The organism is Geothrix campi (genome assembly GCF_024609265.1).
Classification (GTDB): domain Bacteria; phylum Acidobacteriota; class Holophagae; order Holophagales; family Holophagaceae; genus Geothrix; species Geothrix campi.
Genome location: NZ_JANHMP010000002.1, coordinates 197,359 through 222,474, shown reverse-complemented (window position 1 = coordinate 222,474; position 25,116 = coordinate 197,359). Strand labels below are relative to the sequence as shown.

Sequence of the window (25,116 nt, the reverse complement as noted above, 5' to 3'; positions counted from 1 at the left end):
GGGTCACTTCCCTCCTGCGGCGGAGCCGCCATTCGCGCTGGTCGGGGCGGCGCCGCTGATCACGCGGAGGCGGCTGCCTTCGCCCACCAGGTCCTTGCCGCTGTCGACGACCTGGGCACCGAGGCCCAGCCCACTCACCGGGCGGTAACCATCCTGTTCCGGGCCCAGCACCACCTTGTGACGGTGGGCCACGTCCTGTTCGGCCACATAGACTTCAGCATCGCGATCCTGGGCTTTCACCAGCGTAGCCGGCAGGGACGGCGCCTTGGTCTCGCCCTCGCCGAGGATGACGCCTTCCACGAAGAGGCCGCCCTTCAGGGTTCCGTCCGGGTTGGGGACTTCGACGCGGACTCGCAGCGTGCGGCCATCCTGGGAGAGGCTGGGGCTCACCTGGGCCACCCGGCCCTCCACGAGCCGGTCGACGCCGATGCTCCGGAAGGTCGCCCGCTGACCCACCTTCACCTGGGCCATGGCCTCGGCGGGCAGGTCCGCGCGGATTTCCAGCTTGCGGTTGTCCACGACCTCGAAGGCGGTCTGTCCGGGATTCAGCATCTCGCCGGGCTGCACCGCCCGCCGGGCCACCTGCCCCGCGAAGGGCGCGACGAGGCGGGCCTTCCTCAGTCGCAGACGAGCCAGGCCCAGATTGCTCTGCGCGGCCTGGGCCGCGGCCTTCGTCGCGTTGTAGACGGTCTCCGCCTGCTGGGCAGCCTGGCGGGTGATGCTGCGCTTCTCCAGCAGCGCGATCGAACGGTCGTTGTCGCGCTGGGCCTGGAGCGCCTGGGCCTGGGCCTGGGCCAGCTGGGCCTCGGCCGCCTGGACGCCGAGCAGGTAGTCGTCCTCGTCCTGGGCTCCCAGCAGGGCGCCGGCGGCGACGCTGTCACCCTCCTGCACGGCCACGCGGGTGACCCGGCCGGTGACCTCGGCCTTCAGTTCGGCGCGGTTCACGGCCAGCAGCGTGCCGGTGAAGGCCACGGCCGGACGGAAGCTGCGCTCCTGCACGGGCACCAGGGTGACCGCCACGGAGCCTTCGGCTTTCACCGCCGCCTGGTGGTCGAGTTCGGTGTTCCGCTTGCCGCGGTGGAAGGTGGCGGCTCCGGCGATGAGGGCAGCGGGCACGCCGATGTAGAGAAGAATGGCTTTCCGGTTCATGGTCGACTCCAAGCAATCATCGGGATCAGAGGGGGGCGAGACCGAGGGCACGGCGCTGGTCGAAGCGGGCGGACCAGAGACCCAGCTCGGCGCGGCGGCGTTGGCTTTCCGCCTGGCGCTCAGAGCGCTCCGCCTGCAGGAGGTCAAGGGAGGTGATGAGCCCCTGGTCGAAGGATTCGCGGCTCATGCGGAGGGCTTCCACCGTGGCGTCGTGGGCCTTGCGCGAGGCTTCGGTCAGGGCGATGGCCTTCTCGAGTTCGCGGTCCGCGGTGCTCTGCTCGATGGCGATGGATCGCTCGCGATCCACGCGCGCCTGCTTCACCTGCTCGAGCTGGGCCGTGTTCTGGGCCCGCTTGCCCGAGCTGCGCAGCCCATCGAAGATGGGGAACTTCATGGTGACGCTGACCCTCCAGGTGTCGTACGGCTCCTTGAAGAGGTTGTCCGTCTTGCCCGCCTGGTAGCCGTAGCTGGCACTGAAATCAAACTTGGGCCGCAGATCCGAGGTGATGATCTTTTCGTTGGCCCGGTACATGGCCTCCTGCTGCTTCAGCTGGGCGAGTTCGCTGCGTTCGGTGCCGGCGGGCCTGGCGGCGGGCTCCGGCTGTCCCAGCTCAGCCAGGGCCAGCGGCGTCTTCGGATCCAGGCCCAGCTGCCCGTTCAGCACCTCGAGGGCCCGCTTCACGTTGGCCTCGGCCTGGAGCGCCTCGGGAATCACGGCCAGCAGCTCGCTCTCGGCCCGCAGCCGATCCAGCTCGGTGGCGGTCTGGGCCTCCAGCCGCGCCTTCACATCCGATACGAACTGCTCGGCGGTCTTCCGCCGGGTCTCCACGACCTCCTGCTCCGCCTGGGCCACCAGCACGGCCAGGTAGGCCTTGGCGACCCCATGCAGGGTGTCGAGTTCGGAGGTGCTGAAGCCGTAGGCGGCTTCCTTTTCGCCCATCTTGGCGATGTCGATGGCCGTGCCCAGCTTGCCCCAATAGAAGAGCGGCTGGGTCAGGTTGGCCTGGCTGGTGTAGACGCTGCGGGTCCCTGCCAGCGCACTCAGAGGGAGGCCCAGTGACGGGGCCAGGTCTGCGAAACCGCTGTTGAGCATGGAGACGTCCCGGGCCCGCGTGAAATCACCGACGAGGGTGAGCTGCGGCAGGGCATCCGCCCGGGTGCTGGTGATGAGGCCGCGGCGCTCGTCCACGCGGGCCTTGGCGGCCCGGAGCATGGGATTCTCGGACCGGGCCCGGGAGAGGGCACCGGGAAGATCCAGTGCGAGGGGTGCACGCGGGGCTTCGACCGGAGCCTGGGCCTGGAGGGCGGGAGGGGCGAACAAGAGCATGTCAGTTCCTCGGCTGGGGGAAGGCTTCGGGGATGCCGAGTCCCCGCAGGCTGAAATCGGTGAAGTGCTGAGTGAGCACGGAGAGATCTTCCGGATAGTCGGGGTTCCCGCGGATGAGGCGGGAGATCCCCAGGGAATTGCGGAAATAGAGCAGCTGGCCCTGGATGCTCAGGCCCATGTTCAGGAGTTCGTCGGTGGACAGGTCCGGGCGGAGCACCCGGAGGCAGTGCATCAGATGCTCGACATGGGGTCGGATGTGCTCCATGAGCAGGGCCGAGGAGGCTGGCCGAGGGGCCTGCATCTCGCGGGCCATGAGCGCCATGGCCGCCTCTTCCACCGGGTCGATCAGGCGGTTGCAGGCCATCAGGTCCTCCATGAAGGCCCGGATGTGCTCCTTCACCCCCTGGAGGGCATCCTCGCGGGCGCCCGGGCCTTCGACCCGGGGCCGCAGAGCGAGCTGGGCCACCTGGCAGGCCTTCCGGTTGAAGATGTACCTGAGGGCTTCCAGGTAGAGGCCCTCCTTGCCGGCGAAGTGGTAGGTCACCAGGGCTGAATTGGCGTTGGCCCGCTTGGCGATCTCGCGGATGCCGGCCCCGTCGAAGCCCTTTTCAGCGAAGGTCAGGATCGCCGCCTCGATCAGTCGTTGCCGCGTGTCAAAAGATGCGTCGGTGGGTTGTGCGTTCATGGCCCCTCGTTTCCAATCAACCGATTGAACAACAGGGTCCAAGAATTAATCAATCGTTTGAATCGGTCAAGGGGAAAAGTTCTCCTCGAGGTGATTTGATTGAAGACTTGACGGTAATAATTAAAATTCTAGATTCGGAATATGGATTCGGAGTCTCCGATGACCATGGACCGGAAGGGCTTGGAAAGACAGCAAAGAAAGGGCCTCCTGCTGGAAGCGGCCGGTCGGGTGTTCGGCCGGAAGCCCTTCGAAGAAGCCACGATGCAGGAGGTCGCCTCCGAGGCCCAGATCGGGATGCAGGGGCTCTACGAGCACTTCGCCTCCAAGCAGGATCTCTACGAACAGGTGGTTGCCCGCCGGGCGGAGCATTTCCTGGCCCAGGCCGAGGCGATCCTCCGGGTGGACCGCCCACCCCTGGAGCAGCTGCGGGCCATGTTCCTGATCTACGCGGACCAGTTCAAAGGCCGGGTCATCTGGCTCCCCATGTTCATCCATGACCGGGTCCACTACGACTGGGGCTTCGAGTCCCGGTTCCTGCCCCGCCTGAAGGAGATCTACGAAACCGAACGGGCGCGCCTGAAGGGCATCCTCCGCGTAGCGGTGGAGGTGGGGCAGCTCCAGGATCTGGATGTCGAGTTCCTCACGCAGCTCTGTTTCGGCGTCCTCGAGGCTTCGCTCTACCACAGCCACAGGAGCGGGATCGAGGAGGAGCCCAGCGCCTGCGTGGAGCGTGCCATGGCCTGTTTCCTCCGTGGGGCGGGGGCACGGGCATGAAGCTCACGACCCTTCTCCTGGCCGGCGCGACGCTGGCTGGAACCCTGCGGAGCGATGAGCCCCTCAGCCTTCCCCGGGCCCTCCGGCTGGCCGGCGAGGGTTCCCAGGCGGCGGAGGCCGCCCGCTCGGGCCTGGCCGGAGCCCGGGAGGAGACCGCCCAGGTGAAGGGGCTGTACTGGCCCGAGATCCAGATCCAGGGCGGCTACTGGACAGCGGATCACCGGCCGGAACTGCTCAGCCAGCCCATGGCGATCGGCCCGTTCACCGTGCCCACCCAGCTCTTCCCCCTCTCGGACAGTCAGGCCTGGCGCTACAAGGCCTCGATCCAGTACCTGCTATGGGATTTCGGTCGGCGAGGGGACGCGCTCTCGGCCTCCCGCGCCCGGGAGGAGGCCGTGGCGCGCGCCGGCCACGCCGACCTCCTGAAGGCCCAGAGTGACGCCGCCAGCCGCTACTTCAGCCTTCTAAACCTGAAGGCCCAGAGGCGCGTCCTCGACCAGCGCAGGAAGGCCCTGGAAACCCACCTGGGCCATGCCCAGGCCCTCTTCGATCAGGGGGTGGTGGCGCGCAACGACCTCCTGCGCACAGCGGTGGCCCTCCGGGCCGTCGGGGATGGCGAACACGCCCTGAACCAGGCCTACACCTCGGCCCTGGAGAGCCTGAACGTGGCCATGGGCCTCCCCCCCGGAACCGCCCAGCAACTGCCGGAGGCCCTCGCGGGCCCGCCCGCCCTGCCCTGGGATGAGGCCGAGTGCCGGAGCCGGGCCAGGGAGCAGAACGGGGCCGTGCGGGCGGCCCGCGCCCGGACCCGGGCCCTGTCCGACCAGGCCGCCTTCCGGCGGAAGGACTTCCTGCCGACGGTGGCCGCGGAAGCCAGCCACACCTATGCCGAGAATCCGTTCATGGCCCGCGAGCACGAGACGAGCCTGTTCGTCGGTCTCTCCTGGAAGCTCTTCGACGGCGGGATCCGCACGGCCCGCGTCCGTCAGGCCGATGCGGAAGCCGGCCGCGCCCGCCGGGACCTGCAGGAGGCGGAACGCCAGGCCGAGACCGCCGCCGCTTCGGCCCTGCGGGCCTTCCACCAGTCGCTCCGCGAGGTGGAGACAGCCCGCCTGAACGTGGCGGCGGCCGAAGAGAATCTCCGCATCGTGGGGGATCAGTACCTGGAAGGCCTGGTCCGGAACACGGATGTGCTGGACGCGGAATCGGTGCTGGCCGAAAGCCGCAGCGCCCTGGAGGACCGGCGCTACCGGGCCTATGCCCAGCAGACCGTCCTCCTCGCGGTGCTGGGCGAGGACCTGCCGGCCTTCTTTGAGACACACGCGCCCCAGGAGCAGTGACATGGATGCGAAGACGAAGAAGTGGGTCTCCCTGGGGATCATCCTCACCCTCGCCGCGGCCGGCACGGTGTGGGCCCTGGTCCGCTGGCGCCACGGGCAGGTGTACGTGGCCACCGACAATGCGTACGTGAAGGGTCACGTGATGACGGTGTCGAGCCACATCCCCGGGCCCCTGCTCCAGGTGGCGGTCCAGGAGAACCAGGCGGTCCGGATGGGGCAGACGCTGGCCACGCTGGATCCCCGGGACTACGACGCGGCCATCGCGCGGGCCGAGGCCTCCCTGGCGGAGGCGCGGAGCGCTCTCGCCCTGAACCAGGCTCAGATCGCCCAGGCCCAGGCCCACCTCCAGTCTGCCGAAAGCCAACGGGCCCTCGCGGATCTTGAAAAGCAGCGCATGGCCGCCCTCCATTCCCGACAGTCCATCCCCCGCCAGAAACTCGACCAGGCCACCACCGCCGAGGAGGTGGCCACGGCTCAGGTGGCGGCCGCCCAGAAGCAGGTGGCCGCCACCCGGGGGCTCCTGGGCGTGAGCCAAAGCAAGGTCCAGGTGGCCCAGGCGGGCTTGGCCCAGGCCCAGCTCCAGCGTTCCTACTGCGCCATCGTGGCGCCCTGCGACGGGACCGTGAGCCGTAAGCTGGCAGAACCCGGCATGGTGGTGGCCGCCGGGCAGCCACTGCTGGCCGTGGTGCCGCTTGGCCAAGAGGATCTCTGGGTCGAGGCCAACTTCAAGGAGACCCAGCTCCACCGCGTGCGCCCCGGCCAGAGGGTGAGGATGAAGGCCGACATCGACGGCCGGATCTTCACGGGTACCGTGGACAGCCTGTCGGCGGGCACCGGGGCCGCCTTCAGCCTCCTGCCCGCGGAGAATGCCACCGGCAATTGGGTCAAGGTGGTCCAGCGGCTCCCCGTGAAGATCAGCCTCGACCGGAACGCGGATCCCGAGCGCAAGCTCCGCCTGGGGCTCAGCGTGGAAGCCGAGATCGACACCCGGAGCCGCTGAGGCCGCCGTGGACATGCCCCGGGGAACTTCCCACAAGTGGATCGTGGCCCTGACCACGATGCTGGGAACCTTCATGGAAGTGCTGGACACCTCCGTGGCCAACGTGGCACTCCCGCACATGAAAGGCACCTTCGCCGCAGGCACGGACGAGATCACCTGGGTGATCACCAGCTACCTGGTGGCCAACGCCATCATCCTCCCCATCACCGGGTGGCTAGGCGCCGCCTTCGGCCGGAAGCGCCTCTACCTCTTCTGCCTGGCGATCTTCACCCTGGCCAGCCTGGGCGCGGGGGCCGCCCCCACCCTGGGCTGGCTCATCTTCATGCGAGTGATCCAAGGCCTGGCTGGGGGCGCCATGGTGCCCATGTCCCAGGCCATCACCCTCGAGGCGTTCCCCACGGAGGAACACGGCATGGCCTCCGCCCTCTTCGGCATCGGCGTCATCTTCGGTCCCATCCTCGGTCCCCTGGTGGGCGGCTGGATCACGGACAACTGGACCTGGCCCTGGATCTTCTGGATCAACATCCCCGTGGGCGTCCTCGCCTACTACCTCGCCTTCAGCTTCGTGGAGGATCCAGTCTACCTGAAGAAGCCCGAAGGCGCCGTGGACTACTGGAGCCTCATCTTCATCGCCGTGGGGCTGGGCTGCCTGGAGTTGTTCCTCAGCCGCGGCGAGCGCATGGACTGGTTCGCCTCGAACACCGTGAAGGTCTACGCCGGCCTGGCCGGCCTAGGCATCACCCTGTTCATCTGGCGCTCCCTCACGGCTGAGCATCCGCTGGTGGATCTGAGCATGTTCCGATTGCCGGAGTTCGCGGGCGGCATGGCCATCATCTTCATCGTCAGCTTCGGCCTCTACGCGGCCTTCGTCCTGCTGCCGCTGTTCGTCCAGAACCTGCTGGGCTTCACCCCCACCTGGGCGGGGCTCCTCCTGAGTCCCGGCGGCGTGGCCTCTGTGGTGGCCATGATCGCCGTGGCGCTGGTCATGGGAAAGGTGGACGTGCGGCTCATCGTGGCCGCAGGCGCGGCCTCCCTGGCCTACTCCGCCTGGCTGCTGATGCAGGTGAACCTCCAGACGGGCATGGCCTATCTCGTCACCGCCTGGATCTTCCACGGACTGGGCCTCGGTTTCGTGTTCGTCCCCGTTGCCACGATCGCGGTTCAGCGCATCCCGCCATCGCTGGTCGGCACGGCCTCGGGCATGTTCAACCTGATGCGGAACGAGGGCGGCAGCGTCGGAATCGCCGTCGCCAGCACGTTCCTGGCCCAGCGGGCCCAGTTCCACCACGCCCGCCTGGCGGAGCATGTGACCCCGTTCAACGGGGCGCTTCAGACCGGCTACGTCAGCCTCAATCAAAGTCTGTTCCCGCACGCGGGCCTGGACCCGGTTTCGGTGAAGAGCCTGAGCCAAGGCCTCATGGACGCCGAAGTGACCCGCCAGTCCTTCCTCATGAGCTTCGTGGACGTGTTCGGGTTCCTCGTCGTGGTCTTTCTCCTGGCGCTGCCCTTCGTCCTGACGCTTCGAAACCCCAAACCCGGCGGCCTCGTCCTGCATTGAGGCCATCCCCGCGGAGCGGCTCATCTGCCGTTCCGCCCATCTCTCCAGCAAAGGAGTCCACCATGACGATCCGCACCCGAACCATGCAGCTAGACGATGCCTCGGGAGAGCTGGCCCTCTCCCTGGCCAAACTCGAAATGGAGGCGGCCCGGGGAGTGGCGAACAAGGACGAGCAGATCGATTTCGTGCGGGATCTCTCCAGGGTTGCCCTCAAGGAGCGGATCCGCCCCTGGCGCCTGCGGGCCACCCAGGCGGGAGCGTTGGGGGTCATCGGCCTCGGTGCGGCTGCCGCCCTCCCCGCCCGCTGGCCTGCCTCCGCGAAGGAGTTGGAACTCGCCCTCCTGGGCCTTGGGCTTCTCTGTTTCCTCTTGGCCGGCACCTGCCTGGTCACCTACTTCCGGCGGCGGCAGGATGAGCGCCAATGGCTGCGGCAGAAGGAGGAGGCCATCCTGGCGGGTCGGAACCTCCTGAATGAGCCCTGAAACCACGAGGCTCGGCAGGCTTCCAGGGGGCGGCAGGTTGTGACTCCTGCACCGAATTCCGGCCAGGGGCCGTGAGATCATGTTAGGAAGAAAAGTGAGGGTCTACTCATGCTCTTCTTGGTCTTCTATTTCATCCTCTTCTGCGTCCTGATCTTCCAGGGCACCCATGTGGCTGGCGAAGTGAAGAATCCCCTCGGGACCGTGCCCGAAGAAGTGGGACAGGCCTCCCTGGCCTCGGCCCGCTGGGGCCTCCTGCTCATCGGAACCGGCTTCCTCGGCCTGATCATCGGCCTGCTGGGCTTCCACTGGACCGGCCTGGTGGCCCTCCGGCACGCCTTCATGGCCCTGGGCCTCGTGGTTCTGGGACTCTTCGGCTTGTGGGTGATCTTCTTCGGACGCAAAGCTGAATTCGTCGGCACGCCCGCCGCCACCGACGGGCATGGACATCACTGAAGCAGAACCTCTGCATGCGAAAAGGCGGCCCGATGGGCCGCCTTTTCTTTGGAACGGTAGGAAGAACTAGATCTTCTGGACGTTGGTCGCCTGGGGGCCCTTCTGGCCCTGAGCGACTTCGAAGCTGACGCGCTGGTTCTCGTCCAGCGTGCGGAAGCCGCCGCCCTGGATGGCGGTGTGGTGGACGAAGAGATCAGCGCCGCCCTCATCGGGGGTGATGAAGCCGAAGCCCTTCTCGGCGTTGAACCACTTGACGGTGCCCTGTGCCATGACTGTTTCCTGCAGAATGTCTGGTGATGATTTAGCGATGACATTCCCCAGACAAGGCCGTCATTGCGTTGATGTGAATTCCGCCCCTGGCGGGTCACGCCAAACAGCATGACAGGATTGCCGGCGTCCACCGTTTTTTTCTGCGGAGGCTCATTCGCCCAGGGCCATCAAGGAGTCTTCCGGTGTTCAGAACCGGATCACCACGCCCAGGCCCGCGATCCGCCGGTCGGCCCGGAGTTCCAGGTCCCCCTCCACGGACCCCCGGGGAACCCGCACGCGGCCATCCTCGAAGAACGCCCTCAGCCCGAACCTTGGATACAGATAGGCCCGGGCATCCAGACCGTAACGGAAGGAGGTGGCCCCCCGGTAGGTGACATACCGGGCGTAGACCCGGGATTCCAACAGGCCATCGGCGCCCGAGGACCACCCGGTGAGGCCCACCTGCGGGACCACCCAGCTGGGCCGAAATGACTGGGCGCTCGGGGCGGATGTGAGCGCGAGCGCCTTGAGGTCCAGTCGGAAGACCTGGAGACCAAGGTCGAAGCCCAGCCAGGCATCTGGACGCCGGACGAACTTGTAGGTCCAGGTACCCTCCAGAGCCTCGATCTTCGCGTTGGTCCGGAGGGGAGTCCCCATCGAGTAGGGCGTGCCATCCAGGCTGATGGACCGCGGCAGGGTCCGCTCCCCCAGGTAGCGCGCGGAATCGTAGGTGAGCTGGAAGCCGTGGACCTCGCCCTGGTATTCCAGGAGGGCTCCGAGGGGGGTGCCGTCCCTCTCCAATCCGAGGTCCGCCTCTGTATCCACCAGGGAGGCCTTGCCATCCCGGCTCCCCTCGATGCTGGCGGAGAGCGAGGGTTGAACCCTCTGGAACCCAAGGGTCCAACCCGTCAGGTGGGCGCTTCCCCCATCAACCGAGCGTCCCAACTGTGCGAAGGCCGGGAGGCTGGCAAGGAAGAACAAGATTGGGGCCAGGCGCATGGGCCCTCCGATCATCGGCCCATCTTATCGGTTTTTTGCAGGGACTGACCGATTTAGACCGCGGCGAGCTTCCGGTAGGCCTCGAGGAAATCCTTGGGCTGAGGCAGGATCTCGTCCTCCAGGGCCGGATAGTACGCCACCCAGGTGTCCTTGGCCGCCACCCGGCGCACGGGGGCGTCCAGATGGAAGAACAGCTCGTCGGCGATGCGGGCCGCGATCTCGCTGCCATAGCCCCAGCTGAGCGTGTCCTCGTGGGCCACGATCACGCGGTGGGTCTTCTTCACCGTGCGCTCGATGGCCGCCCAGTCGTAGGGATTGAGCGTGCGGAGATCCAGGATTTCGACGGAGATGCCCTCCTTCTCCGCCTCCCGCGCGGCCTGGACGGCGCGGTGGACGGTGTTCCCGTAGGTGATGACGGACAGGCTCGTGCCCTCGCGCACCATGCGGGCCTTGCCGAAGGGGATCGTGAAGTCCGGCCCGGGATCGTTGCCCTTGTTGTGGGTCTGCCGGTAGAGGTGCTTGGGCTCCAGGAAGAGCACGGGATCATCGCAGCGGATGGCCGTGCGCAGCAGGCCCGCGGCGTCCAGGGCAGTGCTGGGGCAGACGACCCTCAAACCCGGGATGTGGGTGAAGGTGCTCTCCCCGCACTGGCTGTGATACGTGGCTCCGCCCATGAGGTAGCCCGCGATGGGCACGCGCACCACCATGGGGCTTTTGAAGGCCCCGTTGGAACGCCACCGGATGGTGGCCAGCTCATCGCGGAGCTGCTGCATGGCGGGCCAGATGTAGTCGAAGAACTGGATCTCCACCACGGGCTTGAAACCCCGCGCGGCGAGGCCGATGGCCCGGCCGATGATCGTGGCCTCGGCCAGGGGCGAGTTGTAGACGCGGTGGCTGCCGAACTGCTTCTGGAGGCCGTGGGTGGCCTTGAAAACACCGCCCTTGCCCTTCACCTCGCCGAGGATCTCGTCCCGGCTGGCGTCGGCCACGTCCTCGCCGAAGATGAGGATGCGCGGATCCCGCGCCATCTCATGCTTCAGCGTGGCGTTGATGAGATCGATCATCGTCTTCGTGCCGGTCGCCTGGTTTCCGGCCGCATGTTCGGTATCGAAGGTGGCGGCGGTGGGATCCACCTCTTCGCTGTACAGATGCTGGTAGAAGCTTCCCGGCGCGGGTCTGGGGGCGGCCTCGGCCTCCTCCCAGGCGAAGTCGATCTCGGCCTGCACCTCCTCCTTCAGCATCTGGAGCTGCTCAGGGCTCAGATCGCCCCAGGCCACCAGCTGGTTGGCGAAGGCGGCCACGGGATCCCGCAAAGCCTCGGCTTCCCGCTGAGCTTTGGACTTGTAGAGCTGCTCGTCGTCGGAGAGCGAATGGCTGTAGGGGCGGATCACCCTGGCCCGCACCAGGGCCGGCCCCTTGCGGGCCCGGGCGTGATCCACGGCGGCCTTCATGGCCTCGTAGCTGGCGAGGGGGTCGCAGCCGTCCACCTCATCCAGGATCAGCAGACCGTGCGCTTCGTAGCCCTTGAGGAGGGCGGCGACGTTGCCGCCGGGGTACTGCACCTCGCTGGGGGTGCTGATGGCGTAGCCGTTGTCCTCCACCAGGAAGACCACGGGAACTTTCAGATTCACGGCATTGCTGACGGCTTCCCAGAACTCGCCCTGGCTGCAGGTCCCGTCGCCCGTCGTGGTCAGGGCCACCTGGTCGGAAGGGATGCCCAACAGCTCCTGCAGACCGCCCTGCTCGGCGCGCACAACCGCCTCTGCCGCGCCCACGGCATGAAGGAACTGGCTGCCGGTGGGACTGGAGGTGGTGAAGATGTTCAGGCCCTGGTGGCCCCAGTGGCTGGGCATCTGGCGGCCACCGCTGGCCGGGTCCTCCACCGAACCCACGGAACCCAGGAACATCTCCTTGGCCGAATAGCCCAGGCCGTAGGCCAAGGCCCGGTCGCGGTAGTAGAAGAAGAACCAGTCGTGGCCAGGCCGGAAACACATCGCCGCCGCGGCCTGGATGGCCTCATGACCCACTCCGTTGATCTGGAAGAAGACCTTGTTCTGGCGCTTGCCCATGATCTCTTTGTCGTCGATGCGGCGGGCCGCATAGATCGTGCGGAAGAGCCGGACGCGCTGCTCGCGGGTCAGGGTCGTGGCGGGCGCTGACAGGTCGGAACGGGCGGCCAAAGGCACTCCTCACAAGGGGTTCTGAGCCATTCGGGGCTTCTCAATCTAGCACGGGGGGCTCATGCCCCGGGATAACCCGTCTACACCGGTATTCCCCCGACCCCATTGGGCAAATTTCCAGGATCGACACAGACCAGTGCAGATCAATAAGTGATCCATGGGTGATAAATCGCCGTGCCGATGCTTATGGATAGAATGGGCGCTTTGCGAGTGGCCCATGCCCATGTCCCCTGCCGAGATCCGAGCCATCCACGATCTGCCCGTGCCCGAGCTGCTCTACCGGGCGGCCACGGCCCACCGGCAGCACTGGAACGCCGAGGAGATCCAGTTCTGCACCCTGGATTCCATCAAGACCGGCGCGTGCCCCGAGGACTGCGCCTACTGTCCCCAGAGCGCCCGCTATCAGACCGCGCTCAAGGTCGAGCCGCTCAAGGATGTGGAGAAGGTGCTGGCCGGCGCCGCCGAGGCCAAGGCCAACGGCTCGACCCGCTACTGCATGGGCGCCGCCTGGCGCGAGGTGAAGGACGACGCCAACTTCGACGCCGTGCTCGACATGGTGCAGGGCGTCTCCGGCATGGGCATGGAGGTCTGCGTCACCCTCGGCATGCTCAACGAGGCCCAGGCCAGGCGCCTCAAGGCCTCGGGCTGCCAGGTCTACAACCACAACATCGATTCCAGCCGCGACTTCTACGAGACCATCATCCACACGCGAAAGTTCGACGAGCGCCTGGAGACCATCGCCGCCGTGCGCGCCGCAGGTCTGGAAGTGTGCTCCGGCGGCATCGTGGGCATGGGCGAAACGGTGGATCAGCGCATCCATTTCCTCCAGGAACTGACGGAGCTGGAACCCGCCCCAGAAAGTATTCCGATCAACCAGTTCGTGGCAGTGGACGGCACGCCGTTGGCGAACGTGGACCCTCTGCCCCCGCTCGAGCTCGTACGCATGATCGCCACGGCCCGCATCCTCTTCCCCAAGAGCCGCATCCGCCTCAGCGCCGGCCGCACCCAGATGAGCGACGAGCTGCAGGCCCTCTGCTTCTTCGCGGGCGCCAATTCCATCTTCACGGGCGAGAAGCTCCTCACCACGCCCAACCCCGGCGGCAACCACGATCACTGGCTGTTGAACGCCCTGGGCATGCGGGTGGAGGGCGCCGCCGTTAAGCTGTAGGCATCATGAAGCTCATCGACGACCTCCGCAGGGAACACGAGCTCATCGAGCAGGTGCTGGGCTCCCTCCGGGCCTTCGTGACCGCCCGTCTCGCCGACCAGGGCGACCCCGCGGATGGCACCCGCTTCATGGCCTTCTTCCGCCGCTTCGCCGGCGACTTCCACCACCACAAGGAGGAGGAAGTGCTCTTCAAGGCCCTGGCGGAACGGGCCGAACTGCCCCCGGACCGGGGCCCCATCGCCGCCCTCACCGGCGAGCACCGGCGCATGGCCGGGCTTCTGGATGGCCTGGAGGGCCTGCTGAGTGCTCCGCAGCTGGCGGAAGCCGACCGCCAGCGGATGGAAGCCCTGGCCGTGGACTACAGCCGCTCCCTGTGGCGGCACATCGACGCCGAGAACTCAGTCATGTACCCCGAAGGGGAGGAGCGTCTGCGCCGCTTCCACGTGCGCGACCTGCCCTCACGCCCCATGACCGGGGCCGAAGCTGCCGCCCGCGAAGGCGCCCTGGCCCTGCTCGCGATCTATCCACCCCAGCACGATGCGGAAGTCCACCGCGGCGACGGCTGCATCGCCTGCCCCTCGTTCGGCGTCACCTGTGATGGCCTCGAGTTCGAGTGGTGGACCGAACTGGAATGGGAGGAGATGGAGGAGCGGCGCGGTGGGGGTGATTGAGCCCCGATTAGGAGGGCGGGGGTATAGTGGATTCCGCTATCCAACGAAGGCACCCCGACAAGGAGGATTGCCATGACGGATCCCACGCCCCACATCGCCCAGAAGGGCCCCTACCAGGTGGAGGTTGAAGCGGGTAAGACCTACCACTGGTGCGCCTGCGGCAACAGCAAGAAGCAGCCCTTCTGCGACGGCTCCCACAAGGGCGGGCCGTTCGTGCCCATGGCCTACACGGCTGATGTCACGGGGACGAAGTGGTTCTGTGGCTGCAAGCACAGCGGCACCAAGCCGATGTGCGACGGCACCCACAAGAAGCTCTGATCCAACCGGGAGTGGGAGGTCGCGGTCCCCTGTAGGATTCTTCAGGGGGCCTCGGGAACCATGACCTGGGCCCTGAGCCCGGCGCGGAACCGTCCCTCCGGGTTCGCCACCACCACCTTCACGCGGACCTTGCCTGCGGCATCCGCGCAGGGGTCCACGAGGGCCACCTCCCCCTCGGCGCTCATGGTGCCACCCGGATCGGGAAAGAGCACCCGTACCTTGCGGCCGGGCGTGAGCGCGGCCAGGAACCCCGGGCTCACGGCACACTGGATCATGACCCGGCTCAGGTCCATGAGGCGGAACATCGGCTGGGCCCCAGATACCGCCTCACCTGCCTCGTGGTACCGGGCCACCACCACGCCATCCATGGGGGCCACGATGGTGTGGAGCCGCACCTGCTCTGCCGCGGTCTCGTACTGAAGCCGCGCCAATTCCAGATCGATGCGCGACTCCAGGGCCCGGGCCTCAGGGATGATCTTGCTGTCGTAGAGGCGTTTTGCGCCCTTGGCCTCGAACTCCCGGCGCTCGAGCAGGGCCTTGGCCCGCTGCATCTCGAGCTCTTCCAGCTTCCCGTAGAGCTGGGCCAGAGGCTGACCCGCCTTTACGGCCTCACCCTCCGTCACGCGCATTTCCGTGATCCGGCTCGATACCGGCGCACTGACCTCCACCTGGCGGAAAGGAAGCACCCGGCCATCCAGGACCAGCCCTCCTGCAGTGAGAGCCTGGCCGACCAGGAACAGAGAGAGGAGACGAGGACTGGAGCCCATCCTCCTAGGGTACCGCATGGCCGGTGGCGGCCTCCAGCAGCTCGAACCAGCCTCCGCGGTCGAGGCCCGTCGCCATCGCGGCCACACCCTCTCAGATCCGCTCGATGCGGCCCGTGCCAAGCACTGGCAGCATCCGGGCGGGATGGCGGGCCAGCCAGGCCAGGGCCACCTGGGCCGGCGTGAGCCCCAGCGACCGGCCCAGGCGCTCGAGCGCGGCCCCAAGGATCGGCGGTGCGGGTCGACCGCCTCCCAGGGGCGACCAGGCCATGGGAGTCAGGCCGGCGAGGCGGGCATGGTCCAGCGTCCCATCCAGCACGGGATCGGGATGCCAGAGGGAGGCCTCCACCTGGTGCGCGACCAGAGGCAGGTTGAGGCGGGCCCGGAGGAGGTCCGCCTGGGCAGGCCTGAAATTGGACAAACCGAAAGAGCGGACCCGGCCCGAGGCCCGTAGATCCGCGAAGGTCCCGGCCAGATCGTCCGGATCCAGAAGTGGGTCGGGCCGGTGGAGGAGCAGGAGATCCAGGTGGTCGGTTCCAAGACACCGCAAGGTCCGGTCCACCGAGGCGGTCAGGTGGGCGCGGGAGGTGTCGTAGTGCTTGACGGCCACCTCCCCGCCCCGGTGCCGCACTTGCCCACGAGGCGGAAGCGGTCGCGCAAGCCCGGCGCCTCCCGGAAGGCCGCCCCCAGCGCGGGCTCCACCTCCCCGGCGCCGTAGATGCCGGCCGTGTCCAGGACACCCACGCCCGCGTCCGCGGCCTGGGCCAGGAAGCTCGCCAGGGCCCGAGGGTCCAGATGCCAGTCCAGCAGGCGCATGGTCCCCAGCGCCAGCCGCGCCGCGCCGTCCGGCTGCAGGGTCACGGGGCATTCAGGAGTGTCTGCGGAGTCCATGCAGGCACCCTGCCAGGAATCCACGGCGCCGCGGCGATCACCCGCTCGCAGAGGCTCACTTGATCTTGAAGGTAAACTTCCCCTCGTGGCATTCCAGGCATTTCACCACCGGCGGCTTGTGCTGGCGGTGGCAGTCCGTGCAGGGGTAGGGCTCGTGGGGCGAGGCCTGGGGAGGGGCGTGGGGGTTGGGCTTGGCGTCCTTGGTCAGCGCCTTCATCGCGGGATAGTCGCCGTGACAGACCATGCAGGCCTCGTCCGGCACCGCCGCCGTGGTGGGCTTCTCCTTCTGGTGACAGTCGTGGCAGATCAGCTTCGCCTTGATGTGGGGCGCCGGCAGCGGCCGCTCCTGGGCCAGGCCGATCCCTGCGACCAGCAGCCCCGACAGCCCCAGAGTCCCCATCCGCAGAAGACGCATGTGCCCTCCCATCCTTGCCGCAAAAGTAATGATGACCATGATATCCCATTACTTTCAAGATGCTCCGCCTGGAAGCCCCTGCCTGGAAGGCCAGTCCTCCCACGGGTAAACTGATTCATTGGGCTGGCCGCTCCAGATGCAGTTCCGTTCACATCCCTCCAAATCGGCGAAGTCGATTTGGAGCCGGGAAAGGCAAGAAAAAGATGGCAACGCGAGAGATGGACAAGGCTTTCGATTTCAGGACGGCGCAGACCCGCTGGTACTCGGTGTGGGAGGAGTCCAAGGCCTTCGAGGCCGCTCCCGCCAGCGGCAAGGAGCCCTGGTCCATCGTCATCCCCCCCCCCAATATCACGGGCAACCTGCACATGGGCCACGCCCTGGTGAACACGCTCCACGACGTGCTCACGCGCTTCAAGCGGGCCCAGGGCTTCGACGCCCTGTGGGTGCCGGGCACGGACCACGCCGGCATCGCCACCCAGATGATGGTGGAGCGCCAGCTCAAGGCCGAGGGCACCGACCGCCACAAGCTGGGCCGGGACGCCTTCGAGCAGCGCATCTGGGACTGGAAGGAGAAGAACCAGGGCGCCATCGAGCACCAGCTCAAACGCCTGGGCTGCTCCGTGGACTGGACCCGCAACCGCTTCACCCTCGATCCGGCCCTCAACAAGGCCGTGCGCAAGGTCTTCGTGGAAAGCTACAAGGCCGGCCGCATCTACCGCGGCCCCCGCATGATCCAGTGGGACCCGGCCCTTCAGACCGCCCTCAGCGATCTGGAAGTGAAATACGAAGAGCGCAAGGGCAAGCTCTGGTACCTGCGCTATCCACTGGCGGACGGCAGCGGGAACGTCGTGGTCGCCACCACGCGCCCCGAGACCATGCTGGGCGATACAGCCGTGGCCGTGCACCCCGATGACGAGCGCTACCGGGGGATGATCGGCAAGCTCATGAACCACCCCCTGACAGGTCGCCAGATCCCCGTGGTGGCCGACGCCTTCGTGGATCCCGCCTTCGGGACCGGCTGTGTGAAGGTGACGCCCGCCCACGACCCCAACGACTTCGCCGCGGGCAAGCGCCTGAAGCTGGAGTCCATCACCATCATCGGCTTCGATGCCAAGATGACCGCCGCCGCCGGAGCCTATGCCGGTCTGGATCGCTTCGAGGCGCGCAAGCGCGTGGTGGCGGATCTCGAGGAACAGGGTTTCCTCGTGAAGGTGGAGGATTACGTCCACAAGATCAGCCTCAGCGATCGCAGCGGCGCCGTGCTGGAGCCCCTGGTCAGCGAGCAGTGGTTCATGGATGTGAAGGAGGCCGCCGCCAAGGCCTTGGAGGCCGTCCAGAGCGGCGCCATCCAGTTCACGCCCGAGCACCACACGGCCGTGTGGGCCCATTGGCTCACCAACATCCAGGACTGGTGCATCAGCCGCCAGCTGGTCTGGGGCCATCGCATCCCCGCCTGGACCTGCGCGAAGTGTGGCGAGCTTCATGTGGAGATGGAGGCCCCCTCCGCCTGTCGCGCCTGCGGAGCCGGAGACCTGATTCAGGACCCCGATACGTTGGATACGTGGTTCTCGTCGGCCCTGTGGCCGTTCAGCGTCTTCGGCTGGCCCGAGGAGACGGCGGAGCTGAAGCGCTACTACCCCACGAGCGTCCTCATCACGGGCTACGACATCCTGTTCTTCTGGGTGGCGCGCATGGCCATGGCGGGCCTCACGTGGATGGGCGACGTGCCCTTCCGCAAGGTCTACTTCAACAGCCTGGTGCGCGATGCCAGCGGCCAGAAGATGTCGAAGACCAAGGGCAACGTCATCGACCCCCTCGAAGTCATGGAGGAGTACGGCACGGATGCCCTGCGTTTCTCGCTCGCCATCATGGCCGCCCCGGGCACGGACATCGCCATGAGCACCGCCCGGCTCGAGGCCTCCAGGAACTTCTGCAACAAGCTCTGGAACGCATCACGGTTCGTGCAGATGAACATGGGAGAGGACATCACGCTGTCCACCGAACCAGAATTCGGCGAAGCCGAATTCTGGTTGATCAAGAGAATGGGAGGCGTGCTCCAGCAAGTGACCGTGGCCCTTGAGGAGTTCCGCTTCCACGAGGCCTCGGACCTGCTCTACCACCTGGTCTGGGACGATTTCTGCGCCACCTACATCGAGCTGGCCAAGGTGCAGCTTCTGAGCGGCACGGCAGGACAGAAGGCCGCCATCCTGCACTTCCTCGACATCCTCCTGCGCGCCCTGCATCCCTTCGTGCCCTTCCTCACCGAGGAGATCCACGAGGCGGTGATCGTGCCCCGCCTGCCGCCCTCGGAGCCCACCCTCCTGGCCCAGCGCTCCTGGCCCGTGGGGGAGAAGATCCTCCAGCTCCAGGGTGGGGATGCCACGATCATCCCCCAGTTCCAGGAAGTGCTTTCCGCTCTCCTGCGCCTCAAGGCCGAGCAGGGTGTGGACCCCGCCAAGCGCGTTCCGGCCTATTGTTCCCTGGTGGAACTCGAGCCCTTCACCGAAGCCCTGAAGTCCATCGCCCGCCTGGAATCCGTCACGTTCACCAAGGATGATCTCGCCTCGCCCACCCGCACGGTGGCCGTGGTGGCGGGTGGCGCCGTGGCCCTGGAACTGGCTGGCCTCAAGGATCCGGTGGCCGAAAAGGCCAAGCTGGAAAAGGAGCTGGCCAAGCTCGAGAAGGAACTGGAACCGCTGCGGGCCCGGCTGGCCGACGAGAGCTTCGTCACCAAGGCCCCCGAAGCCGCCGTAGCCAAGCTGCGCGGCCAGGCCGAAGAGAGGGAGCAGCGCCTCACCCAGGTGAAGGCGCTGCTGGCCTGACATGATCCGGAAGGCCCTGCCCCTGCTCTTCCTGGCCCTGGCGGTCGGGGGGGTGCGGGCCATCCGGCGCCAGCAGGTCCGGCCCACTCCTCCGCCGCCCCTGCTCGCCGCAGCCACCCTGGCGGACGCCGCCACCCATCCTGAGCCCCCGGGGACCGCGCCCCTGCTGGAGGCCCTGCGGGCCGACCTGCAGGTGCACCGCCAGCTCATCGTGCTCTTCGCGGACGAAGCAAACCTCAAGGGACCGGGCCTCGAACAGGCCCTGGCCGTGGGTCACCGCCTCCACCACGAGCGCCGGGACCTGGTGCACCAGCTGAACGGGGCACTTACTCGACTCGCGGCCCAGCCACCGGCCCAGCGCGATCCAGTCGTCGGCGCCCTGCTCGACTGGATGGAGGCAGATCCGGAGCTGCTCGAGCTCGATCGCCTCGCCTTCCGGGATTCTTTGCGGGTCCTCCAGAAACCCCTCCGCGGCGACACCACGCCCGGAGGCGTGCTGCTCAACCGGCGCCTGGCCCGGGACCTCGCCGAAGTGGACCGCGTGGAAGCCCTGGTCGAGACCGAGTACCAGCGGGTCTTCGGAGGCCCGGGGCACCCGGCCCGGGGTGGCCAGCGGGAGAGCTGGAACGCCTACGTGGCTGAACTCCAGCGCCACCTGTCCCTGGACACCCTGCTGAAGGGCGCCGCCATCCCCAGTCCGGCCGCCGGGCTGGTCGGCAGCGGCGAGATCAACGGCACCGAGCTGCCCGAAAAAGTGCTCATCCTCAGCTTCGATGACGGACCGCATCGGGTCTACACCGAGGAGATCAAGGCCATCCTAGAGAAGGAACATGTGCCCGCTCTGTTCTTCGAGGTGGGCCGGAACCTGGGTTCCCAGGATGCCTCCGGGCAGATCAAGCTGGGCCCCCTGGCGGCCTACACGGAAGATCTGGTCAGGAGCGGCTTCGTCGTGGGCAACCACAGCTACACCCACGCCCAGCTCAGCAGAGAATCGGGCACCCCGCTGGACCTGGAGATCCGCGAGACCGATCAGCTCCTCCGGGCCATTCCCGGAGCCCACAGCCAGCTCTTCCGCTTCCCCTATGGCGCCCGCACGCCGCTCCAGCTGCAGGCCCTGGAGGCGTACCATCTGCGCTCGGTGCTCTGGAACATCGACAGCCTGGACTGGGCCGATCCCGTGCCCAGCTCCGTGGCGGACCGTGTGCTGAAGGCCATCGCCCACGAGCAGCGGGGCATCCTCCTCTTCCACGACATCCATGACCGGGCCGGAAAGGTGCTGCCCTTGCTCATCCCGAAGCTCAGGGCCATGGGCTACACTTTCGCCGGGCTGGATGGCGAGGGGAGGCTCCGGGTGGAGGACAGGCCCTGAAACCCGCCCGGCCGTCTCCTCATCCCGGAAAAGCGGATGCTAATCTGAAACGATGACGATGAAGACCTACTACGCTGGCCAGGATGTGGATGCGCCTTGCGGGCGTTGCGGCGGCGAGACCCGTCACCAGGTCCTGACTGTGACCAACGGCGTGCCCGACCGGCTCATCTGTGGGAATTGCCGGTCCGTGCATAAATTCCGGGCGGCCAAGCCCGAGCCCCTGCCCCGCGTCCCCCGGATCCCCTCTGCGGCGAAAGCCGGCGGGCCCCGGCCCGGCTCCCTGGTGTCCCAGTTCCAGGAGGCCCTGGCCCGCGAACAAGGTGGCGCCCAAGCCAGGCCCTACGCCGTGGCCGAGCGCTGGGAAGAGGGCGCCTGGATGGACCATCCCAGCTTCGGCCTGGGGCGCGTGCAACGGCGCATGGGCCGCAAGGTGGATGTGCTCTTCAGGGACGGCCTGAAAACCCTGGTCAGCGCATGACCCAGGAACCTCTCCTCGAAACCAGCTCCCCCGCGCTGCGGGAGCTGCGCTTCGCGGTGCTGGATCTGGAGACCACGGGCGGCAGCCCCAAGGCCCGCTGGGGCAAGGACGGGCGGTTCATCCAGCCCTCCGAGATCACCGAGGTGGGCATGGTGCGCCTCGCGGGTCCGGTGGTGGAGGATCGCTGGTCGAGCCTGGCCGCCATCCAGGGCTTCCTGCCCGAGGAGATCCAGCGCCTCACGGGCATCAGCCTGCCCATGCTGGCGGGCGCGCCGCCCTGGGAGCAAGTGGCACTGAAGCTGGTGCCGAAGCTGGAAGGCCGCATCTGGGTGGCCCATCACGCACCCTATGACGGCAGCTTTCTCAAAGCCTGGCTGCCGGAGGGCGTCTGGCGCCGCCACCGCCTCGTCTGCACCCGCCTGCTGGCCAAGAAGCTCATTCCCGAACTGCCCCGGCGGAGCTTGGCCGAGCTTTGCGATTTTCTCGGCATCACCAACACCCGGGCGCACCGGGCCCTCCAGGACGCCGAAGCCACCGCCGAGGCCCTCCAGCACCTCCTGCAGCGCGCCGAGGACAGGGGCATGGACGGGGAGGCTTTCCTCGCAGCCGGCGAGGTGGCCTGGAACAAGGTCTGAGGCGCTACTTGATAGTCTTCTTCGCCTTCTCCGCGGAGGCCTTGCCGTAGTAGGCGCAGACCCCCTTCTTGGCGTCGGGCTCGATGCCGGCCACCTTGAAGGCGTCCTTGAGCTTCTTCTCGGGCACGCCCAGGTCCTTGGCCCAGGCCGCCGCCGTCTTCAGGTCTTCCGCCATAGGAAACCTCCGCATCGGCATTCTGCCGACCCCGGCCATGGTAGCGGATGTGGCCACACTCTCCGCATGGATCTCGCCCACTTCCTCGGCCCTGGGAAGGAAGCAGGGCCGGGCCACGCCTTCTGGCGTGGCCCGGCCCCGGGGAAGCCGCTCAGTTCCAGCTGTTGGCGTAGATGTGACGGATGCCGTTGGCGTCTTTCTGATACCAGGTGGCCATGGCGCTGCCACCGGTGGAGACATGCACTGCGGGCGCGTAGGCGGGACCCGTGTCATCCGTTTCCAACAGCCTGCTCGCGCCCCATTCTCCGGTCGGGCTGAGGTTGGAGGCGAAGATGCTGGCCACTGGACCGGAGATCTGCTGCCAGGTCACCACCCCGAAGCCGCTCGGGTTCACGTTGAGGGCCAGATAGGCAATCCCGCCGGAGAGGTTGTCGAGGGGCTGGGCCACAGCCGTCCAGGCCCCTGTGGTGGAGGTGCTGGATACACACAGGTCGTTCCAGGCCCCCCCGGAGTTTTGCACCCAGGCGGCATAGGCCTTCCCCTGGCCATCAATGGCCACCTCAGGCGAAGAGCCCTCGAGGGTGGCGTTCGTGATGGTGGCGGCCGCGGACCAGGTGCCGCTGCTGGGCTTCCAGATCCGCGCAAAGGGCCGGTAGCCGGTGGCACTGACCGACTCGGCCCAGCCCAGGACCGCCCCGGCTGAACTCATGGCCAGTGAGCAGCCGTAGGCGTCATCCGCGCCTTCGACGCCGGCCTGGAGGCTTGGAATGGAGGCCGGGATCTGCCACCCGGTGCCGGCCTTGTAGGAAACGGCACAGATGGCGCCGGGACCGTTCGTGATGTCCGGCGTGCGGTTCCAGGCCACCACACCATTGCCCGAGGGATCCATCGCCACGCGGGGGTTGTAGTTGTCGAGCGCCGGGCTCGCCCCGAGGAGCGTCGGAACATCCCAGTACCCGCTGGCGGCATTGAAGCGGGAGGCCTGTACCTCATAGAAGTTGGAGGCGTTCAACTGGGTCCAGGCCACCAGCGCATTCCCCCGGCCATCCACGGCCACGGCGGGCATGCTGGCCCCGGTGGTGCCCGTGCTGATCTTCAGGGGGCCATCCCACCCGGAGCCCGGAATGTACCGACTCACGTAGATGACCGAAACCGAGCCTGGCAGCAGGTGCTCCCAGGCCATAAAGAAGGTGCTCCCGCTCACGGCCACCACGGGATATCGGGCGTCCCCATCCAGGGATTCGATGGTGCCTTCCGGCTGCCACCCTGCCCCAGGCTGATAGACCTTCGCCCAGATGTCGCCATAGCCGCTGAGCAGCCGGAACCAGACGACCAAAGCGCGTCCTTGATCGTCCACCGCCACCTGGGGGTAGTACGAATCAGCCAAGAGGTTGGTTTCCAGCCGCTGGGGCCCACGCCAGGATCGGGAGGTGTCGGGCGCAGGCGCAGAGGCACCGCCTCCCCCACCACCGCAAGCCAGGGCCGCGAGAAGCGCTGCGCCGGCCAACAGCCGGCGCCAGATCGTTCGAGTCGGGGAAGGATGATGCACTGAACCTCCAGAGGCCCGCTGGGCGGGTGGTTTGGACAAGGCGTTCCCCGGCGCGCGCGGAGACGGGGGTCGTGGCGGGCTGGGGTGATTTAAAAATGATCTTATCATCCTCTTTATCGACTTCTGCCATGGCCGCTTCCCGGGTGGCCGACCAGCAGGCATCCGCTACACTCCCCGCATGGATCTCACCCGCTTCCTCGATCTCGTCCGCACCCAGGGCTGGCAGGGCTGGTCTCTGTGGGCGGTGCTGCTGGCCCAGGCGCTGCTGTGGGTGGGGCTGGTGCGCCTGCATCTCTCCCTCCACCGGGAGGAGGCACCCTGGGAGGAGTGCATCGGGAAGATCCGCAGCGCCTTCCTGCGCAAGGTGAATGGCGATGAGGAGATCCAGGAGCTGAAGGTCCACCGCTACGCCCCCCTGGTGGACCAGCTGCTGGCCTTGCATTTCACCGAAGAGAAAAGCGACCGCTTCGACCGCTGGCTGCTCCTGCGCTGGAAGGTGAAGGAGGGCCTGCGCCCCTTCTGGATCCGCTGGGGCCACCTGGTCATCGCCTTCGGCGCCGTGACCTGGTTCCTCCAGGGCCTGCGCCTCGACCTGGGCACGGAGGTCCTCAAGCGCACGCCTGTGGATCCCCGCATCCTCTGGGTCTGGCTGGGCTACGCCATGATCCTGGCATGGAAGATCGTCCGCCTCCACGGCAACCTCGAGCGCGTCCAGCGCAGCCTGCTGCTGCCGAGGCGGGATGAGTAGCCCCTTCCGGATCGAACCCTTCCGCCCCGGCCAGGAGGAGCAGGTCCTCGGCCTCATCCTCCCCATCCAGCAGGGGGAATTCGGTGTCCCCATCACGGCCGCGGACCAGCCGGACCTCGCCCGGATCCCGGAGGTCTATCAGGTGGGTCGTGGGGGTTTCTGGGTGGGCCTCGCGGAAGGTCAGGTGGTCGGCACCATCGGGCTCATCGACTTCGGTCGATCTCCCGGGGGAGGCGGAGCCCTGCGGAAGATGTTCCTGCAGCACGACTTTCGGGGCAGTGGGTTGGCCCAGGCTCTCCTGGACACTCTGTTGGTCCACGCCCGGAAGCAGGGCCTGCCGGGGATCTGGCTGGGAACCCTGCCGCACATGAGCGCGGCGCACCGCTTCTATGAACGCAATGGGTTCCGTCGGGTGGCGCCGGAGGACCTACCCCCCGACTTTCCCCGCATGCCGGTGGACACCGTCTTCTATGCCCTTGAGCCCGTCCATGCCGCGCCGCGGTGACGCCGCCCGCCGCCTAGGGCTGCGGGTCGAGCGGCTGACACTCTGGCTCTGCTGGGCCCGGGGCTGGGACTTGGTGGCCTGGCGGCAGAAACTGGGCCGCTACGAATTGGACCTGCTCCTGAGCCGGGGCTCCGAGCTGCGCCTCCTGGAGGTGAAGGCCCGCCGGCCCGGAGCCTGGGTCGGCGCCGACACGGCCCTGGCGCCCGAGCAGCGGCTCCGCCTTCAGCGGGCCCTCCGCACCTGGCTGGATCGCGTCCCCTGGCCCGGCCAGGTCAGTTTTCAGCGGGTGAGCTGGGCCGGGTGGCGCTGGAAATTCCACCCCCCAGAGCGTTGGGACCGCCTCAAAGCAACGAGGGAATAGATGTTAGCCATCATTTCCTCAGCCGCCACCTGGCCATGCCTGGCTGACCTC

28 protein-coding genes are annotated in these 25,116 nt (G+C 67.4%); 16 read left to right on the top strand and 12 right to left on the bottom strand.

The window, feature by feature from the left end; all coding sequences use genetic code 11:
* Nucleotides 1–3 precede the first annotated feature (3 nt).
* From NOV65_RS10135 to NOV65_RS10125, 3 genes are read right to left on the bottom strand one after another with little or no spacing between them, the layout of a single operon-like run.
* The gene (locus NOV65_RS10135) at nt 4–1,149 is read right to left on the bottom strand and encodes an efflux RND transporter periplasmic adaptor subunit (protein ID WP_257306342.1); all 1,146 of its coding nucleotides are present in this window, start codon (nt 1,147–1,149) and stop codon (nt 4–6) included.
* 25 nt (nt 1,150–1,174) lie between these two features.
* Nucleotides 1,175–2,476, bottom strand: coding sequence for a TolC family protein (locus tag NOV65_RS10130; protein WP_257306341.1), 1,302 nt, complete (start codon nt 2,474–2,476; stop codon nt 1,175–1,177).
* Between the two features lies 1 nt (nt 2,477).
* Nucleotides 2,478–3,161, bottom strand: a complete 684-nt coding sequence (locus NOV65_RS10125) for a TetR/AcrR family transcriptional regulator (RefSeq protein ID WP_257306340.1) — start codon at nt 3,159–3,161, stop codon at nt 2,478–2,480.
* Nucleotides 3,162–3,320: 159 nt separating this feature from the next.
* Between NOV65_RS10125 and NOV65_RS10120 the strand changes: the two genes are divergently transcribed.
* The 6 genes from NOV65_RS10120 to NOV65_RS10095 all read left to right on the top strand — a co-directional run bounded on the left by NOV65_RS10120 (nt 3,321) and on the right by NOV65_RS10095 (nt 8,768).
* Nucleotides 3,321–3,935 carry a TetR/AcrR family transcriptional regulator gene (locus NOV65_RS10120; RefSeq protein WP_257306339.1) on the top strand — a complete coding sequence of 205 codons (615 nt, stop codon included), beginning with the start codon at nt 3,321–3,323 and terminating at the stop codon, nt 3,933–3,935.
* Nucleotides 3,932–5,275: a TolC family protein gene (locus NOV65_RS10115; RefSeq protein ID WP_257306338.1), complete on the top strand. Its 1,344-nt coding sequence runs from the start codon at nt 3,932–3,934 to the stop codon at nt 5,273–5,275. Before NOV65_RS10120 ends, NOV65_RS10115 begins: the two co-directional genes overlap by 4 nt.
* A gap of 1 nt (nt 5,276) precedes the next feature.
* On the top strand, nt 5,277–6,275 hold the full coding sequence (locus tag NOV65_RS10110; protein WP_257306337.1) for an HlyD family secretion protein: 999 nt from the start codon (nt 5,277–5,279) through the stop codon (nt 6,273–6,275).
* A gap of 13 nt (nt 6,276–6,288) precedes the next feature.
* On the top strand, nt 6,289–7,833 hold the full coding sequence (locus NOV65_RS10105) for a DHA2 family efflux MFS transporter permease subunit (protein ID WP_257306664.1): 1,545 nt from the start codon (nt 6,289–6,291) through the stop codon (nt 7,831–7,833).
* Nucleotides 7,834–7,895: 62 nt separating this feature from the next.
* Complete coding sequence (locus NOV65_RS10100; RefSeq protein ID WP_257306336.1) at nt 7,896–8,315, top strand: hypothetical protein; 420 nt, start codon at nt 7,896–7,898, stop codon at nt 8,313–8,315.
* Between the two features lie 108 nt (nt 8,316–8,423).
* A complete protein-coding gene (locus tag NOV65_RS10095; RefSeq protein WP_257306335.1) occupies nt 8,424–8,768 on the top strand; it encodes a hypothetical protein in 345 nt (114 codons plus the stop codon).
* A 66-nt stretch (nt 8,769–8,834) separates the two neighbouring features.
* Here NOV65_RS10095 and NOV65_RS10090 read toward each other — a convergent pair whose 3' ends face one another.
* The 3 genes from NOV65_RS10090 to NOV65_RS10080 form a co-directional block, all read right to left on the bottom strand.
* Nucleotides 8,835–9,038: a cold-shock protein gene (locus NOV65_RS10090; RefSeq protein ID WP_257306334.1), complete on the bottom strand. Its 204-nt coding sequence runs from the start codon at nt 9,036–9,038 to the stop codon at nt 8,835–8,837.
* A 186-nt stretch (nt 9,039–9,224) separates the two neighbouring features.
* On the bottom strand, nt 9,225–10,016 hold the full coding sequence (locus tag NOV65_RS10085; protein ID WP_257306333.1) for a hypothetical protein: 792 nt from the start codon (nt 10,014–10,016) through the stop codon (nt 9,225–9,227).
* A 53-nt stretch (nt 10,017–10,069) separates the two neighbouring features.
* Nucleotides 10,070–12,196 (bottom strand): alpha-ketoacid dehydrogenase subunit alpha/beta, encoded by a 2,127-nt coding sequence (locus NOV65_RS10080; RefSeq protein WP_257306332.1) that lies wholly within the window; start codon nt 12,194–12,196, stop codon nt 10,070–10,072.
* A 217-nt stretch (nt 12,197–12,413) separates the two neighbouring features.
* On the opposite strand from NOV65_RS10080, the gene bioB reads away from it, so the two are divergent.
* From bioB to NOV65_RS10065, 3 genes are all read left to right on the top strand, one after another.
* A complete protein-coding gene (gene bioB / locus NOV65_RS10075; RefSeq protein WP_257306331.1) occupies nt 12,414–13,364 on the top strand; it encodes a biotin synthase BioB in 951 nt (316 codons plus the stop codon).
* 5 nt (nt 13,365–13,369) lie between these two features.
* On the top strand, nt 13,370–14,035 hold the full coding sequence (locus NOV65_RS10070) for a hemerythrin domain-containing protein (protein WP_257306330.1): 666 nt from the start codon (nt 13,370–13,372) through the stop codon (nt 14,033–14,035).
* Between the two features lie 72 nt (nt 14,036–14,107).
* Nucleotides 14,108–14,353: a CDGSH iron-sulfur domain-containing protein gene (locus tag NOV65_RS10065; protein WP_257306329.1), complete on the top strand. Its 246-nt coding sequence runs from the start codon at nt 14,108–14,110 to the stop codon at nt 14,351–14,353.
* A 41-nt stretch (nt 14,354–14,394) separates the two neighbouring features.
* Here the strand turns inward: NOV65_RS10065 and NOV65_RS10060 are convergent, their stop codons facing one another.
* The 4 genes from NOV65_RS10060 to NOV65_RS10045 all read right to left on the bottom strand — a co-directional run bounded on the left by NOV65_RS10060 (nt 14,395) and on the right by NOV65_RS10045 (nt 16,423).
* Nucleotides 14,395–15,039, bottom strand: coding sequence for an efflux RND transporter periplasmic adaptor subunit (locus tag NOV65_RS10060; RefSeq protein WP_257306328.1), 645 nt, complete (start codon nt 15,037–15,039; stop codon nt 14,395–14,397).
* 172 nt (nt 15,040–15,211) lie between these two features.
* Entirely contained in the window at nt 15,212–15,727 is a 516-nt protein-coding gene (locus NOV65_RS10055; RefSeq protein WP_257306327.1) for an aldo/keto reductase, read from the bottom strand.
* Entirely contained in the window at nt 15,688–16,008 is a 321-nt protein-coding gene (locus NOV65_RS10050; RefSeq protein WP_257306326.1) for an aldo/keto reductase, read from the bottom strand. Before NOV65_RS10050 ends, NOV65_RS10055 begins: the two co-directional genes overlap by 40 nt.
* A 55-nt stretch (nt 16,009–16,063) precedes the next feature.
* Nucleotides 16,064–16,423 carry a cytochrome c3 family protein gene (locus tag NOV65_RS10045; protein ID WP_257306325.1) on the bottom strand — a complete coding sequence of 120 codons (360 nt, stop codon included), beginning with the start codon at nt 16,421–16,423 and terminating at the stop codon, nt 16,064–16,066.
* A gap of 203 nt (nt 16,424–16,626) precedes the next feature.
* Between NOV65_RS10045 and NOV65_RS10040 the strand changes: the two genes are divergently transcribed.
* The 4 genes from NOV65_RS10040 to NOV65_RS10025 are packed head-to-tail and all read left to right on the top strand — an operon-like array spanning nt 16,627 to nt 21,727.
* Nucleotides 16,627–19,245 carry a valine--tRNA ligase gene (locus NOV65_RS10040; protein ID WP_257306324.1) on the top strand — a complete coding sequence of 873 codons (2,619 nt, stop codon included), beginning with the start codon at nt 16,627–16,629 and terminating at the stop codon, nt 19,243–19,245.
* Between the two features lies 1 nt (nt 19,246).
* Nucleotides 19,247–20,614 carry a polysaccharide deacetylase family protein gene (locus tag NOV65_RS15470; RefSeq protein ID WP_306672080.1) on the top strand — a complete coding sequence of 456 codons (1,368 nt, stop codon included), beginning with the start codon at nt 19,247–19,249 and terminating at the stop codon, nt 20,612–20,614.
* A 52-nt stretch (nt 20,615–20,666) separates the two neighbouring features.
* A complete protein-coding gene (locus NOV65_RS10030; protein WP_257306323.1) occupies nt 20,667–21,092 on the top strand; it encodes a hypothetical protein in 426 nt (141 codons plus the stop codon).
* The gene (locus NOV65_RS10025; RefSeq protein WP_257306322.1) at nt 21,089–21,727 is read left to right on the top strand and encodes a 3'-5' exonuclease; all 639 of its coding nucleotides are present in this window, start codon (nt 21,089–21,091) and stop codon (nt 21,725–21,727) included. The genes NOV65_RS10030 and NOV65_RS10025 overlap by 4 nt, the downstream gene beginning before the upstream one ends.
* 4 nt (nt 21,728–21,731) lie before the next feature.
* Here the strand turns inward: NOV65_RS10025 and NOV65_RS10020 are convergent, their stop codons facing one another.
* Both NOV65_RS10020 and NOV65_RS10015 read right to left on the bottom strand, forming a co-directional pair.
* On the bottom strand, nt 21,732–21,902 hold the full coding sequence (locus NOV65_RS10020; protein WP_257306321.1) for a hypothetical protein: 171 nt from the start codon (nt 21,900–21,902) through the stop codon (nt 21,732–21,734).
* A gap of 151 nt (nt 21,903–22,053) precedes the next feature.
* A complete protein-coding gene (locus tag NOV65_RS10015; RefSeq protein ID WP_257306320.1) occupies nt 22,054–23,238 on the bottom strand; it encodes a hypothetical protein in 1,185 nt (394 codons plus the stop codon).
* 391 nt (nt 23,239–23,629) lie between these two features.
* On the opposite strand from NOV65_RS10015, the gene NOV65_RS10010 reads away from it, so the two are divergent.
* The 3 genes from NOV65_RS10010 to NOV65_RS10000 are packed head-to-tail and all read left to right on the top strand — an operon-like array spanning nt 23,630 to nt 25,065.
* Nucleotides 23,630–24,199 carry a hypothetical protein gene (locus NOV65_RS10010; RefSeq protein WP_257306319.1) on the top strand — a complete coding sequence of 190 codons (570 nt, stop codon included), beginning with the start codon at nt 23,630–23,632 and terminating at the stop codon, nt 24,197–24,199.
* Nucleotides 24,192–24,704, top strand: a complete 513-nt coding sequence (locus NOV65_RS10005) for a GNAT family N-acetyltransferase (RefSeq protein ID WP_257306318.1) — start codon at nt 24,192–24,194, stop codon at nt 24,702–24,704. Before NOV65_RS10010 ends, NOV65_RS10005 begins: the two co-directional genes overlap by 8 nt.
* On the top strand, nt 24,688–25,065 hold the full coding sequence (locus NOV65_RS10000) for a YraN family protein (protein WP_257306317.1): 378 nt from the start codon (nt 24,688–24,690) through the stop codon (nt 25,063–25,065). Before NOV65_RS10005 ends, NOV65_RS10000 begins: the two co-directional genes overlap by 17 nt.
* Nucleotides 25,066–25,116 lie beyond the last annotated feature (51 nt).